The following is a 14,028-nucleotide window of genomic DNA, read 5'->3' as shown; positions in this document are numbered from 1 at the left end:
CCGAAACTCTTGATCAGGATGCGCTATAGTCGTTATATGACCACCCTGATTCGTGAGGCGACCCGGTTGATGCCGACCGTCGACGTCGCAGGCGTGAGCTGGCCGCTGAACAAGCTGCTCGCGGTGCTGTGCGGAGTGCTCGCGGGTGTGTCCGTGATGGTGTTCGGCGGCACGATGGTCGTCGCCGCCTGGATGGCCGCAGCGGCGGCGGTCACAGCGTGGTGGGGCGGCTACGCCTGGTACGGCCGACGGTGGGACGATGGACGGCGTGAGTACGCCGCCGACAGCAGTCGAGAGTTCTGAGCCGCCCGTTCCCGGTCTGACGCCGAGCAGTATCGACGCTGCCGCGGCGCGACTGGAGGGTGTCGTCTCGAACACTCCTCTCGACGCATGCCCGCGCCTCTCGCGCGACTATGGTGCGCAGATCCATCTCAAGCGCGAAGACCTGCAGACCGTCCGGTCCTACAAGATTCGCGGTGCGTACAACGTGATGGCGCAGCTGTCCGAGACGGAGTTGGCGGCAGGTGTCGTCGCCGCGAGCGCAGGCAACCACGCACAGGGTGTCGCGTTCGCATGCGCGACGATGAAAGTCCACGGCCGGATCTACGTGCCCACCACCACCCCGAAGCAGAAGCGTGACCGCATCGTCTGGCATGGCAACGGATTTGTCGAGTTGATCCCGGTGGGGGAGACGTACGACGCCGCCGCGGCTGCTGCGCAGTCGGACGTGATGCGGACCGGCGCCACCTGGATCCATGCATTCGACGACGCGCGCACGGCGTCGGGCCAAGGCACGATCGGCCGCGAGATCCTCGACCAGCTCGACGGACCGCCGGACGTGGTGGTCCTCCCCGTCGGTGGAGCGGGGTGCATGGCGGGAATCGTCACGTACCTTCGGTCGGCGCACCCCACGGTGGCGATCGTCGGTGTGGAGCCCGCGGGTGCGGTGTCGCTCGCAGCGGCGCTCGTCAACGGCGCGCCCTACACGCTCGACACGATCGATCCGTTCGTCGACGGTGCCTCGGTCAAGCGGATCGGCGCCCTCGGCCACGCAGTGATGGCGGCTGCCGGTGCGCGGGTCGTGGCCCACCCGGTCCTCGCCGCCATCACTGACGCGCCTGCGGCGCCGGTGATCGACGCCGACGAGATCGATCTCGCACCGGGCAGTGTGACGCTCACCCACGTCGACGAGGGCGCCATCTGTTCGACGATGCTGGAGCTGTACCAGAACGAGGGGATCATCGCCGAGCCTGCCGGTGCACTCGCCACTGCAGCGCTGGCCGACCTTCCGATCGCGCCCGGTGCGCGAGTCGTCTCCCTGGTGTCCGGGGGCAACAACGACGTCTCCCGGTACGGAGAGATCATCGAGCGTTCACTGGTTCATCGTGGCCTCAAGCACTACTTCCTGGTGAATTTCCCACAGGAGCCGGGCGCGTTGCGCAGGTTCCTCGATGATGTGCTCGGGCCGGACGACGACATCACGCTCTTCGAGTATGTGAAGCGGAACAACCGTGACACCGGTGCCGCGCTCGTCGGCATCGAACTCGGCGCCCCCTCGGGCCTCGAGGGACTCGAACGTCGAATGGCGCACTCACGTCTCGACGTGGAGCGCCTCGAACCGGGAACTCCCGCATACCGCTATCTCACCTGAGGTCCTCTCGCCGTGAGAGTCGGGCGGATTGTACCGACGATGACCATTTCGCCACGCGACCGGTACTATGTGGCACGCCATCGTTCCAAATGCCCGAATACACCCCTGACGACTGTCGATACGTCTGTGCTGGATCACAGTAGGTAACTATCTGTGACCCGTGGCACCGGAAACGTGTCGTTCTGTGTATGCTTCGAGCCACAGATCTCCGGGGCGACGCTCCGAAGACCATCCGAAGGATCGTGGGGGCAAGGCGGGATGACCGCGTGGCTGCGCCATGACATCGACGATGTGAAGTCAGGGGAGTGAGCACACAGACGGTCGACACCCGGCGCGCCGGCATCGGCGAACGCTGGTCTCGCAGCGGCGTCGGAACGTGGTTCCACGATCACGTGACCAAATCGTTCGAGACGTTCGGGCGACAGCTGGCGATGTTCATCGAAGTCTTCAAGGTCCTCGCCACCGATATCGCGAAGCGTCGATTCCCGTTCAAGGAGTTCATCCGCCAGTGCGCGTTCATGGCGTCGACGTCGGTGTTCCCGACGTTGCTCGTCGCGATTCCCATCGGCGTGATCGTCTCGATCCAGGTCTCCAACATCGCGGGCCAGATCGGTGCGACATCGTTCTCCGGCGCTGCCACCGGCCTCGGTGTGATCCGCCAGGGCGCGCCGCTGGTCACGTCGCTGCTGCTCGCCGGGGCAGTCGGATCGGCCATCGCCGCCGACCTCGGCTCGCGCACCATCCGCGAGGAGATCGACGCCATGAAGGTGATGGGCGTCAATCCGATCCAGCGTCTCATCTCGCCGCGCCTCCTCGCGACGATGGTCGTCGCGTTCCTGCTCTGCGGCTTCGTCTGCTTCGTCGGCTTCATCACCGGCTATGTCTTCAACGTGTACGCGCAGGGAGGCACGCCTGGCAGCTACACGGGCACGTTCGCGTCGTTCGCGAGCACATCGGACTTGATATTCGCGCTGGTGAAAGCCGTGATATTCGGTGCGATCGTCGCTGTTGTCGCCTGTGACCGCGGCTTGAACACAAGTGGCGGACCCGCAGGCGTCGCGAACTCGGTGAACGCGGCGGTCGTGAACTCGGTCCTTCTGCTGTTCACCGTCAACGTGGTGATGACGCAGCTGTTCGCCCTCATCGTCCCGGCCAAGGTGGTGTGACATGACCGCGTCTCGGTATACGCCGCCTCTGCTGAAGCCCCTCGAATGGGGCCGCAAGGGGCTCGAGGCACCCCGCGATGTTCTCGTCGCGATGGGCCACCTCATCACCTTCCTGGTGAAGTCGATCGGGCTCGCCCCCGTCACCTTCCGCCACTACAAGAAGGAAGTGTGGCGTCTGCTCTCCGACGTCGCATGGGGCAACGGTGCGATCGTCGTCGGCGGCGGCACCGTCGGTGTCATGGTGATCCTCGGCGTCATGGGTGGCGCGACGGTCGGCATCGAGGGCTACACCGCGCTGAATCTGCTCGGCATGTCGCCGGTTACCGGCGGACTGTCGGCGTTCGCGACGACCCGTGAGATCGCGCCCCTGTTGGCGGCGACGGCCTTCACCGCCCAGTCCGGCTGCCGTTTCACCGCGCAGCTCGGCTCCATGCGCATCAGCGAGGAGATCGACGCACTCGAGGCGATCGCGATCAGACCTCTCCCGTACCTGGTGACCACCCGCATGGCGGCGGCCGTCCTCTCGATCATCCCGCTGTACGCGATCTCACTCGCGGCCAACTACATCGCCTGCCAGCTGATGTTCCAGGTGCAGAGCGGCCAGGGCACCGGCACGTACCTGCACTACTTCAACTCGTTCATCATGTCGCGCGACGTCGCGTTCTCCTTCGTGAAGGTGATCGTCTTCGTCCTGCTGACAACCTTCATCCAGTGCTACTACGGCTTCTTCGCGTCGGGTGGCCCCGAAGGCGTCGGCGTCGCGGCCGGACACGCGATCCGACTGTCGATCATCACGATCGTGTTCGCGAATCTGATCATGACGCTCGTCTTCTGGGGCATGTCCGCCGGAATCAGGATATCGGGGTAACCGGCTATGAGAATCGATACCGGAGGCCGTGACCCGTCACTGTCGACGTACTTCGTGCGGGGCGTGATCTTCGCGGCGGTCGCGGCACTCGTCGTGACGCTGCTGATGATGCGCTACCAGGGCAAATTCGACGACAACACGGAAGTCACCGCTCAGCTCACCGATGTCGGTGACGGCTTGATCAGCGGTGCGGACGTCCGCTACAACGGAATGATCGTCGGCGAAGTCGACTCCGTCTCGGTCGTCGGCTCGGCTGGTGACCAACGACGCGACGTGGCGATGCTGCTCGATCCCGGACAAGCGTCGGGGATCCCGAAGAACACGACCGCGCGCACGGTGCCGTCGAACCTGTTCGGCGTGAACTCGGTGGAGCTGATTCAACCCAAGAACCCGTCGAGTGACCGACTCGGTTCGGGTGACGTCGTTCCTGCCGACACATCCGAGCCGACGATCCGGTTGCAGGATGCGCAGAACGACCTTCGAACACTTCTCAAGAGTGTGCCGCCGGAGGATCTCGGCATGGTGCTCGGCACCATCGCCGACTCGCTCGACGGCGGCGGCGCGACGTTCTCTACGTTCGTCGGCGTTCTCGACACCTACTGGAAGACGATCAACGCGCAGTTCCCGGCGGGCGCCCCGTCGGGGTTCGACAACTTCAACCGGTCGATCAACGCGTTGGCCGCGTCGACGCCCGAACTGCTCGACACCCTGGGCAAGGCGGTGAAGCCCGCCATGACGATCGTCGAGAAGCAGGACGAGCTGACGGCGTTGCTGACGAACGCGCAGTCGATGCTCGACTCGACGCAGGCACTGTTCGCCAAGAACGGCGACGGCGGCAAGCGCCTCGTCCACGACCTGAACACCATGCTCGGTGCACTCATGTACGAGCCGAACTCGTTGCCCGAGGGCCTCCGCGAGATCTACACACTCGCGACGCGTGTTCTCGGAGTCTTCACCGGCGTGAACGGTCACGTGCAGCTCAACCTCGGCGTCAACTTCGGCGCGTACCAGATGTACACGCGGCAGAACTGCCCGGTGTACGACGGCGGGCCGTACGGCCAGCTGCGCGGGCCCGGCTGTGTCGGCCCGGGCACCGGAACCGGCCCCACCATGTCCGGTCCGTTGTCGGTGTACCCGAACTCGATGAAGCGCAAGGCGTCGAAGAACGTCCGCGGTGTCACCACGAAGCAGGACCAGAAGACGCTGAGCAAGGCACTGGGACGCAAGCCGTCGGCGGCCGAGACCCTGATGGTCGGTCCGTTGGTGTCGGCAGCGCCGGAGCAGGGAGGGGAACGGTGAGCAAGAAGAACACCGAGAGCATCCGCAAGCCGTTGATTGGCTTCGGTGTGTTCGCGGTCGTCGCAGTCCTGCTGACCTACATCATCTGGTCGACGCTCGAGCGGTCCGTCTCGGGCGGCACCACCGACTACGCGACAGTGTTCCGCGACGCGTCCGGCCTCAAGGCGGGCGACGACGTCCGCATGGCGGGTGTCCGAGTGGGCCGCGTCCAGGACATCAGCCTGGAAGACGGCAAGGCGCACGTCACCTTCGAAGTGCAGGACGGCCAGCACGTCTACGACAACACACGCGCTGCGATCCGATACCAGAACCTCGTCGGACTGCGATATCTCGCACTGAACCTCGACGGTGCGACGCCGGGCAGTCAGTTGAGCAAAGGCTCCACACTGCGGCTTCCGGGTGAGGACTCGTTCGACGTGACCAAACTGCTCGCCGGGTTCCAGCCTGTCTTCGACACGCTCACGCCGGAACAGGTGAACTCGATGTCGGAGAGCCTCATCCAGGCCTTCCAGGGCGACGAGGTGTCGCTGTCACGGACCATCGCCGAGATCGGACAGGTGGCAGGCGACATGGCCAACCGAGATCAGGTGCTCGGTGCGATCATCACGAACCTGTCCGTTGTCATGCGTGAACTCGCGTCGCAGGGCGACCAGGTCAAAAGACTCCTCGACAGCACCGCGACGCTCGTCGAGAACCTGAACACCAACTCGGGCGCCTTCGGCACCGCCATCACCAAGATCGGCCAGACCGCCTCCGGACTCGGCGGCGTCCTGGCAGACAGTCGCGAGAGTCTCAAGTCGATCGGCTCGGCCGGTGTCAGCGCTACGAACCAGCTGATCGGTGTCGGCGCGAAGCTCGACTCGCTTGCCAAGCAGCTGCCGATCTTCCTCGGACACTTCCCGTTCGTCATGTCTCAGGGCGCATACCTGAACATCTACGCGTGCACATTGGACATCGCGATCGGCGACGTCCTCCTGCCGCCCGGTCTGATCACTCAGATCGGCGGATCCAACCATTCGAGTGTGTGCCAGTGAAGAATCGACTGAAATCCTCGTACGACGGCAATCGTCGCCTCTGGTGGGGCATCTTCGGCGCCATCGGCATCATCATCGTCCTGGTTGCGACGGTCGGGCTCAGCCAGGCAGAGTTCGGCAAGCGCGACTACACCGGCGACTTCGCTCAAGCCGGTGGAATCCGCCCCGGCGACAAAGTCCGAGTGGCGGGCATTGACGTCGGAGAGGTCACCGGCACGAAGCTCAACGGCGACCATGTCACCATCTCGATGGCCGTCGACGACGACGTGCAAGTCAAAGAAGACGGATCCGCAGAGATCAAGATGTCGACGCTCCTGGGTCAGCGCTACATCGACATCGTCGTCGGAGAGTCGGACAAGGATCTGTCGGGGGAGCGGATAACCGACACGCGGGTGCCCTACGATCTGCAGCAGACCCTCGCCAAAGGCACCCCGGTTCTCGCCGGGATCAACTCTGAGGATCTCGCCAACAGCATTCGGACGCTGAACACACAGCTCAAGGGCGCACCGGCGATCATGGGGCCCACACTCGACGCGCTGACTCGCATGTCGAAGATCATCAACGACCGCAGCTCGCAGATCGACACCCTCCTCACCGACACGAAGGCTGTGACCGAGCAGGTCCAGAGCAGTCAGTTCCAACTGGCGATCATCGTCGGCCAGGGTGCCCAGCTCGCGAACAAGATCACGACTCGTGAACAACTCGTCACCAGGATGCTCGACGGAATCGCCGAACTCACCGAGCAGGCTCGGGCAGTCGCGGCGGAGAACGGCAACACATTCGCTCCGCTGATGGCCAACCTCGACACGATCTCGTCCGGGCTGGAGAAGAACCGCAACAACCTACGGAAGCTCCTGGAGGTACTGCCGGTGACCGCCCGCTTGACCACCAACCTCATGGCTGACGGTCCGTACGCGAACAGCTACCTGCCGTGGGGACTGTTCCCCGACAACTGGCTCTGCGCCGCGCGGGTGGTGGAAGGATGCTGACCGCACCCCGCCGCGCGTTCGCCGCGGCCACCATGACGGCAGTCGTCGCGCTCGGCGTGACCGGCTGCTCACTGATGCCGGCGAGTTGGACCACCGCACTCGGCCAAGCCAAATCGGTGACGGCGTACTTCGACGACGTGTCCGGGCTGTTCGTCGGCAACGACGTCGCCGTGCTCGGCATGCCGGTCGGGCGCATCACGTCGGTCGAACCGGAGGGCACCCGCGTCAAGGTGGTCTTCACGGTCAGCAATGACGTCGACGTTCCCGAAGACGCCACCGCGGCGATCGTCAACACGTCGATCGTCACCACCCGGCACATCGAATTGACGCCGGCCTACACCAAGGGCCCGACGCTGCAGGACGGTGGAACCGTCAAGAACACCGAGGCCCCGGTTGAGATCGGGACGCTGTTCGACGCCGTCGACTCGCTCGTGGAGAACCTGTCGGGCGACAAGCCGGGCACCGGTCCCATCGCCGATTTCGTCGACGTGACGTCCGGCATCGCATCGGGCAACGGTGCGAAGCTCCGCGACGCACTCACCGCATTGGCCGCGGCGGGCAAGACCGGCGCCGACAACAGCGACTCGCTCACCGAGATCCTCAAGGCGATGAGCACGCTCACCACGGCGCTCACCGACAACTACCCGAAGATGATGGCGTTCTCCTCCTCGATGACTCAGGTGTCGCAGATGCTCGGCGACCAGTCCGTCGGGCTCGTCGCGACGCTCGACGACCTCAACAAGGCGTTGCAGAACACGTCGGAGTTCCTCGAGGCCAACTCGGGCACGATCAGTTCGTCGACGTCTCGAATGGCGGCCGTGACGGCGAATCTCTCGGACTTCTCGCGCGAGGTCGTCGATGGAATCGACATGGCGCCGTTGCTGTTCCAGAACCTCTCGAACTCGATCTCCGCCGAACAGGGCGCCTGGCGCGCCTCGGTGCTGCTCGACAAGTCGTTGGTCGATAACGAACTGTCCAACCGTCTGTGTGAGGCGATCAACGTGAACAAGAAGGGCTGCCGTACTGGTCAGCTGGGCGATTTCGGCCCCGACCTCGGCATCTACTCAGGACTGTTGGGGTTGTTGCAGAAATGAACCGCATGAGGAAGGTCGCAGCGACAGCTGTCGCTCTGGTCACCACGGTGAGCCTCGCCGCCTGCGGCTCGATCCCAGGCTTGACCGTTGAGCAGATCCCGCTGCCGGCGCCGGGCGGAATCGGTGACTCCATCACCGTCCACGCGCTGTTCGACAACGCGTTGAACCTGCCTGCCCAGGCGAAGGTCCGGCTCGCGGGAACCGACGTCGGACAGGTCGACGACATCGTCGCCTCGAACTATCGGGCCGACGTCACGATGTCGGTGTCGACGAGCGTGAAGCTGCCGGTGGGCACCGGAGCCGAACTCCGTCAGGCCACGCCGCTCGGTGACGTGTTCGTCGCGCTCATCCCGCCTGCGGATTCGTCAAAGGGGCTCATCGCCGACGGGGGCAAGCTCACCGGGCCCACATCGGCCGCCGCGACCGTCGAAGACCTGCTGGTCAGCATGACCGGGCTGGTCGACGGTGGCGCAGTGGGCGCCATGCAACGGATCTTCACCGAACTGTCGACCGCACTGTCGGGCAACGCGCCCGAACTCCGCGGCGCCATCGACGGCTTCACCACAGCCATCGACAAGATGAATCGCAACGCGGGCGCGGTCGACAAGGCGTTCGCGACGACGGCGAATCTCACCCAGTCGCTCGCCGACGGTCGTGCGCAATTGGCCGCATCGATCAACAAGCTGCCCGGCGCGATCGATGCCGTCAACGGCGACATCGGATTGATCCTGTCGACACTGGACAAGACGAACAACGTCACCGACGCGACCAACGACTTCCTCCGGTCCGAACGGCAGAATCTGCCGGAACTGCTCGGCCACCTCAACACCACCTTGATCGCACTGGGCAATGCGGCGCCGACGCTCGGCCCGCTGGCCGACGCGATGGAGAAGCTGAACCCGAAGTGGATCAAGTCGACTCAGGGCTCGGCGGCCCTGGTGTCGGCGAAGGTGTTCTGGCTGACACCCGGTGTCGGCTTCGACTCGGCGTCGAGACTGCCCGAGGCGTCGGACATCATGCAGGGGGATCACGCCCTGCAGCAGACGTTGGCTCGTCTGCTCGCACGACTGGCGGGGCGGTGATCGCACGATGATGGCATGGCTGCGTGAACACAAGATCATGGTCGGCAACCTCTCCCTGGTGCTGGTCATGCTTCTCGGACTGGCGTATCTCGCTTTCGGCTCACTGAGCTGGCGTCCGTGGCAGGGCACCTACGACGTGACCGTCCATTTCCCGCAGTCCGGAGGACTGCAGGAGACCAGCAAAGTGATGCTGCGCGGCTCGGAGATCGGCCACGTCCGCACGATTCAGGTGACGCCGACCGACGTCGTCGTCACGATGCGTCTCGACGACGACGTCAAGATCAACAAGAACAGCAAAGTGTCCGCGCTGGGCCTGTCCGGTGCGGGTGAGCAGTACGTCAACTTCACCCCGACCACGAACGACGGTCCCTTTCTGGAGGACGGATCGATCGTCCAGGTCGGCCAGACTCATGTGACCGTCGCGTTCTCGTCGATGCTGCAGTCGACTCTCGACGTGGTCGGTCAGATCGATCCGCCGAAGCTGACGGCGTCGCTTCAGCAGTTGGAGATCGCCCTCAACGACCGCGGTCCCAACCAGTTGAAGTCGATCTTCCACTCGGGCGGTGTGATCTTCGCCGATCTGGCCAAGACGCTTCCGCAGACCACGAAGTTGATCCAGAACCTCGGGACCATCTTCAAGACGACCGCGAACGCTCAACCCGATCTCGACACGCTCGCCAAGGGATTCAACAAGGTCGCGACGGCGGCCGCGAATGCGGACGGCGAACTCCGACAACTGCTCGGCCGCGGCCCAGCGCAGTTCAGCTCGCTCGCCGGCTCATTGTCGACGATCAGCGATCCGCTCGCCGACCTTGTCAAACAGTTCGCCGACATCGCCCGTCAGGGTGCGTTGCGGGCGCCGACGATGGCCACACTCTTCCCGTCCATCCGTGACGGCAGCGTGCAGGCGCAGAAGATGTTCCACGACGGCGCCTGGTGGGCTCTGGCCTCGATCTACCCGAGGCCGTCGTGCAACTACTCGATAGCACCGACGCCGCCCACACAGGTCCTCGAACTTACCGTCCCGAAGAACCTGTACTGCGTCACCAACGACCCGACACTGCAGACCCGTGGCGCCGCGAACGCTCCGCGCCCGAAGGGCGACGACACGGCTGGTCCGCCGCCGAACTATGATCCGAACGCGCGTACCGTTCCGCTCGACCGATAGAGAAAAGGACACATGAGTTCCGAGACACCAGAGACCGACACCACCGACGACTCCGCGGTGAACCTCGACAAGACCGGTGACGACATCGCCGACGAGGCGACCGTCGAGCCCGACGAGGTGAAGGTCAGCGGCGTCGCAGCAAAAGCGAAGGCGAAGGCGCAGGCACGCGAGGCGGACGCCGCCGCCGACCGTGAGTTCACGGTATCGGCGCGCACGCTCAAGCGGGTCGTCGCGGGAGTCGTCGGTGTGGCCGTCGTCGTCGCCATCGCCTTCGGCGGGTGGACTCTGTTCGACACCAAGCGTGAACTCGCCGCATTCGACGACTCCCAGACCGCGGCGTCGGCCTTTGTGACGAAGTACTTCGAGGTGCTGTTCAGCAAGGACCAGTCGGCGTCGGCCTTGAAGGACGCTGTGCTTCCGATGACGACCGGCGCATTCCACGATCGGGTCGAGAAGGACTCGCAGGGTGCGGTGGACTTCGCCAAGGAGACGAAGATCGACAACTTCACCACGAAGGTGACGTCGTCGTCGGTGAAGACGTTCAGCAAGGACCACGCCGTTGTCGTGATCGCCGTGGAGTTGAAGGGCACCAGTGCCACCGCGCCGACCGGCGGCACCAACCTGGCGCTGGTGCAGTTGACCGTCGACAAAGTCGACGGCGACTGGCTCGTCTCCGACTTCGCCGTCGTCCCCGGCGTTCCGAACGGAGCGACCACCCCGGGTGCTCCGACGCCTTCGGCGCCCGCGCCGCAGCCCGGGGGCTGAGCCTCCTACAGGAGTTCGAGAATCGCGAAGGGTCGAGAACCGAGGATCGTGGATGCGGTGGCCTGCTCGGAGTGGTCGGCCCCGGTCTCGGCGTCACGCCACAGCCCCGGCGGTAGCGGAACCACGGCCTCCTCGCGTGCCTCGACAGTGCGAAAGGTGTGCGCCAGACGCACGGCGAGCACCACGACTCGGGCCTCACCGTCGACGTCGCGGGAGAATCCGACGACGTGTGTGGAGTTCGTTCCCTTCGACATGATGTCGGTGTAGCCGCTGTCGCGACCGAAGGCCGTCGGGGTGCGGCGACGCACTGCGAGGGCGGTGATGATCGCTCGGGTCTTCGGGTGATCGAGGGACTGCGTGTAGTCCACTGGTCTCCGGTTGTCCGGGTCGGTGAGCGAGTCGTCCCACCACTGGGTGCCCTGATAGATGTCGCCGACCCCGGGCAGCAACAACGACAGCACTTTGCGCGCGATCGCCTCGTCACGTCCCGCGTCCGCGATGATGTCGACGAAGTTGCTGATCAGCGTGGCTGCGGGGCCCATGTACAGAGATTCGAGCCAGGCGAGCATCGCGTGTTCGGCGTCGTCGTCGACGGCTGTCCACGACGAGATGAGGCCGGCTTCGCGCATCGCTTTGCGAGCGTATGCGGCGAGGCGATCGCGCAGCGCGGAGTCGGGCACGTCGCCCTGCGGCCACACTCCGACGACGTTCTGCAGGAGGAAGTACGCGGTGCGATCGTTCGGCGGAGGGACGACTCGCCAGAGGGTCATCACAAGCACAGACCAGCGTTGCGGGGTCTGCGCGATGACGGCGATCCGGGCGCGTACGTCTTCGCTGCGTTTCGTGTCGTGCGTCGACAGGGCATTCATCGACAGCGGCCAGTCCCGGGCGCGATCGGCCTGATGACCGTGGAACTCGGTCCGGTTGACCGACGGAACGAGAGGCGAGCAGCCCAGTTCGTTGTTCGAGACGAGGCGACCGGTCCGGTGATACCCGATGTCCTCCATCGCCTTCGCGTTGACGGCGGCGACGGCCTCGCCGAGACGGGCGATGGCACCGGGCGCGTGATCGCGGTGAGTGAACGTGAACTCCAGTGCGTCCAGCGCATCGGCCATCGTCGGGTTGGCCTCGGCGATCCGGTCGATCGACGCGACGACGTCGTCGACGAGCGACGGGTAGTCGGGCCGGGCGAGTCTGGCGTCGCAGATCAGTGTCGTCACGGCTTGCTGGATGTTGTGGACCGGCACGTCGGGTGCGGCGGCCGCGAAGAGTTCTGTGGTGCGGCGGACGCGGTCGGAGAACAGGTCGATCAACGTCACATGCTTGAGGTCCTTCGCGCGCGCGGTCAGATCGTCGCCGTCGCCGCTGACCCCGGTCATCCGTTGGCTGGTCTCCGACAGTTCGATGGTTCCCGACGCCGCCGTGTAGGCGCCTTCGATGATGCGGAGCGTGTCGTACCCCGTCGTCCCGTCGACGACGAGCGCCGGATCGAGACGCTCACCCACCGACAGTCCCTTCTCGACGTAGAACAAGCGGTCGCCGATCACTCGGCGCAGTCGAGCGCAGTAGCCGACGGGATCGGTGAGCCCGTCGAGGTGATCCACCCGCACACCGTCGAAGAGGTCGTCGGCCGCGAGCTCCGTCAGCCACCCGTGAGTCGCGTCGAAAACGTCGACGATCTCCTGCCGGAGCGCCGCCAGATCGTTCACGGCAAGGAAACGCCGATACCCGATCTGCATGCTGTCGAACGGGACGAGTCGATAGTGCTGTCGGGCGAGGACGGCGAGCGGATCGTCGCCTGGAGCAGCGGTCCCTTCCGCGGTCGTGAGAACCCGATCGTGGAGCCGGAGACAGCCGTCGTCGTCGAGCCGGAGCGCGGTGAGGTCGCCGTCGGCGCCGAGCCACGGCAGGCACAGGGCGCCGTCGCCGAAGTTGAGGTGGAGGTCGAAGTAGTGGGCGTACGCGGAGTCGGCGCCGTTCCGGAGGACGTCGGCCCACCAGGGATTGTGACGTGCGTCGGCGATGCCCAGGTGATTCGGCACGATGTCGAGGATCACGCCGATGCCGACCGCCTGAGCGTGTGCGCGAAGCAGGCGGAATCCGTCGAGGCCACCCAGTCCGGCATCGATGCGCGCGGGTGGGCACCAGTCGTAGCCATGTGTGGAGCCGGGCATCGCCTGCAGGATCGGCGAGAGGTAGAGATGGCTGACACCGAGGTCCGAGAGGTGATCGAGGATTCCGACGACCTCGGCGAAAGCGAAGTCGGGTGTCAACTGGACGCGGTACGTCGCTATCGGCTCCACGCGATGATGTTACCGACCTGGACGCCCGTTCACTCCGCGTCCGGCGACCGCTCCGGCGACGATGACGGAGAGCCCGGATGCGAACTCGGCGTCGAAGTCGCGACCGGACGGCTCGATGACGCCGAGTCGTTCCATCTGAGTGCGCGTCTGCTCTTCGATCGTGAGGCCGATCGTCAACTGGCACACGGCTGTCGCGACCCCGGCGGACGTCTGTATGTCGAGACCTCCGCTGCGCGCCACCCCGACGACGAGGTCGACCGCATCGCGGCCCGACAGGCCCGACGCCCATGCCGAGGACACGATCTCTGCGCTGTCGGGGACGGCGAGCAGGGCGCGACGCATGGAGGTTGCGACTGCACGGATCCGGTCGGCGAGATCGCCGTCGTCGGGCGACGTGGCCGCGTGTGAGATGACCGGGGAGAGGATGTCGTCGGCGAGGGCGGCGAGCATCGACTGCTTGTTCGGGAAATGCCAGTACAACGCGTTCGGTCGAACGCCGAGGTCGGTTGCGAGGCGCCGCATGGTCAGGTCGGCGAGGCTGTGCTCGGCGAGGATGGCGCGTGCGGCGGCGAGGACGTCGGCCCGGGTGTTGCTCACCAGGCAACCATA

The 14,028-nt window shown here is 65.3% G+C and carries 13 protein-coding genes; 11 read left to right on the top strand and 2 right to left on the bottom strand.

What is annotated here, in order from left to right; genetic code table 11:
* Positions 1 to 36 precede the first annotated feature (36 nt).
* From GM1_RS03615 to GM1_RS03565, 11 genes are all read left to right on the top strand, one after another.
* On the top strand, positions 37 to 303 hold the full coding sequence (locus GM1_RS03615; RefSeq protein ID WP_008376716.1) for a hypothetical protein: 267 nt from the start codon (positions 37 to 39) through the stop codon (positions 301 to 303).
* The gene (gene ilvA, locus GM1_RS03610) at positions 260 to 1,651 is read left to right on the top strand and encodes a threonine ammonia-lyase IlvA (protein ID WP_008376714.1); all 1,392 of its coding nucleotides are present in this window, start codon (positions 260 to 262) and stop codon (positions 1,649 to 1,651) included. Before GM1_RS03615 ends, ilvA begins: the two co-directional genes overlap by 44 nt.
* Before the next feature lie 341 nt (positions 1,652 to 1,992).
* A complete protein-coding gene (locus GM1_RS03605) occupies positions 1,993 to 2,817 on the top strand; it encodes an MlaE family ABC transporter permease (protein ID WP_052005311.1) in 825 nt (274 codons plus the stop codon).
* A 1-nt stretch (position 2,818) separates the two neighbouring features.
* A complete protein-coding gene (locus tag GM1_RS03600) occupies positions 2,819 to 3,685 on the top strand; it encodes an ABC transporter permease (RefSeq protein WP_008376712.1) in 867 nt (288 codons plus the stop codon).
* 6 nt (positions 3,686 to 3,691) lie between these two features.
* On the top strand, positions 3,692 to 4,984 hold the full coding sequence (locus GM1_RS03595) for an MlaD family protein (protein WP_008376709.1): 1,293 nt from the start codon (positions 3,692 to 3,694) through the stop codon (positions 4,982 to 4,984).
* Positions 4,981 to 6,018, top strand: coding sequence for an MCE family protein (locus GM1_RS03590; RefSeq protein WP_008376708.1), 1,038 nt, complete (start codon positions 4,981 to 4,983; stop codon positions 6,016 to 6,018). Before GM1_RS03595 ends, GM1_RS03590 begins: the two co-directional genes overlap by 4 nt.
* A complete protein-coding gene (locus GM1_RS03585) occupies positions 6,015 to 7,007 on the top strand; it encodes an MCE family protein (protein WP_008376706.1) in 993 nt (330 codons plus the stop codon). The genes GM1_RS03590 and GM1_RS03585 overlap by 4 nt, the downstream gene beginning before the upstream one ends.
* The gene (locus tag GM1_RS03580; RefSeq protein WP_008376705.1) at positions 7,001 to 8,101 is read left to right on the top strand and encodes an MCE family protein; all 1,101 of its coding nucleotides are present in this window, start codon (positions 7,001 to 7,003) and stop codon (positions 8,099 to 8,101) included. The genes GM1_RS03585 and GM1_RS03580 overlap by 7 nt, the downstream gene beginning before the upstream one ends.
* A complete protein-coding gene (locus tag GM1_RS03575) occupies positions 8,098 to 9,183 on the top strand; it encodes an MCE family protein (protein ID WP_008376703.1) in 1,086 nt (361 codons plus the stop codon). Before GM1_RS03580 ends, GM1_RS03575 begins: the two co-directional genes overlap by 4 nt.
* 7 nt (positions 9,184 to 9,190) lie before the next feature.
* Positions 9,191 to 10,351: an MlaD family protein gene (locus GM1_RS03570; RefSeq protein WP_008376702.1), complete on the top strand. Its 1,161-nt coding sequence runs from the start codon at positions 9,191 to 9,193 to the stop codon at positions 10,349 to 10,351.
* Positions 10,352 to 10,363: 12 nt separating this feature from the next.
* A complete protein-coding gene (locus GM1_RS03565) occupies positions 10,364 to 11,116 on the top strand; it encodes a hypothetical protein (protein WP_008376700.1) in 753 nt (250 codons plus the stop codon).
* A gap of 5 nt (positions 11,117 to 11,121) precedes the next feature.
* Here GM1_RS03565 and treY read toward each other — a convergent pair whose 3' ends face one another.
* Positions 11,122 to 13,419, bottom strand: coding sequence for a malto-oligosyltrehalose synthase (gene treY, locus GM1_RS03560; RefSeq protein WP_008376698.1), 2,298 nt, complete (start codon positions 13,417 to 13,419; stop codon positions 11,122 to 11,124).
* A gap of 9 nt (positions 13,420 to 13,428) precedes the next feature.
* Positions 13,429 to 14,016, bottom strand: coding sequence for a TetR/AcrR family transcriptional regulator (locus GM1_RS03555; protein WP_008376696.1), 588 nt, complete (start codon positions 14,014 to 14,016; stop codon positions 13,429 to 13,431).
* Positions 14,017 to 14,028 lie beyond the last annotated feature (12 nt).

The organism is Gordonia malaquae NBRC 108250 (assembly GCF_000344135.1).
Lineage (GTDB): Bacteria > Actinomycetota > Actinomycetes > Mycobacteriales > Mycobacteriaceae > Gordonia > Gordonia malaquae.
The sequence above is the reverse complement of the archived record's forward strand: the minus strand, read 5'-3'. Positions and strand labels throughout refer to the sequence as shown.

Excerpts from the sequence above, each read along its gene's own strand:
- GM1_RS03615 (WP_008376716.1), top strand. The coding sequence starts at position 37 with ATGACCACCCTGATTCGTGAGGCGACCCGGTTGATGCCGACCGTCGAC.
- ilvA (WP_008376714.1), top strand. The coding sequence starts at position 260 with ATGGACGGCGTGAGTACGCCGCCGACAGCAGTCGAGAGTTCTGAGCCG.
- GM1_RS03600 (WP_008376712.1), top strand. The coding sequence starts at position 2,819 with ATGACCGCGTCTCGGTATACGCCGCCTCTGCTGAAGCCCCTCGAATGG.
- GM1_RS03595 (WP_008376709.1), top strand. The coding sequence starts at position 3,692 with ATGAGAATCGATACCGGAGGCCGTGACCCGTCACTGTCGACGTACTTC.
- GM1_RS03580 (WP_008376705.1), top strand. The coding sequence starts at position 7,001 with ATGCTGACCGCACCCCGCCGCGCGTTCGCCGCGGCCACCATGACGGCA.
- GM1_RS03575 (WP_008376703.1), top strand. The coding sequence starts at position 8,098 with ATGAACCGCATGAGGAAGGTCGCAGCGACAGCTGTCGCTCTGGTCACC.
- GM1_RS03570 (WP_008376702.1), top strand. The coding sequence starts at position 9,191 with ATGATGGCATGGCTGCGTGAACACAAGATCATGGTCGGCAACCTCTCC.
- GM1_RS03565 (WP_008376700.1), top strand. The coding sequence starts at position 10,364 with ATGAGTTCCGAGACACCAGAGACCGACACCACCGACGACTCCGCGGTG.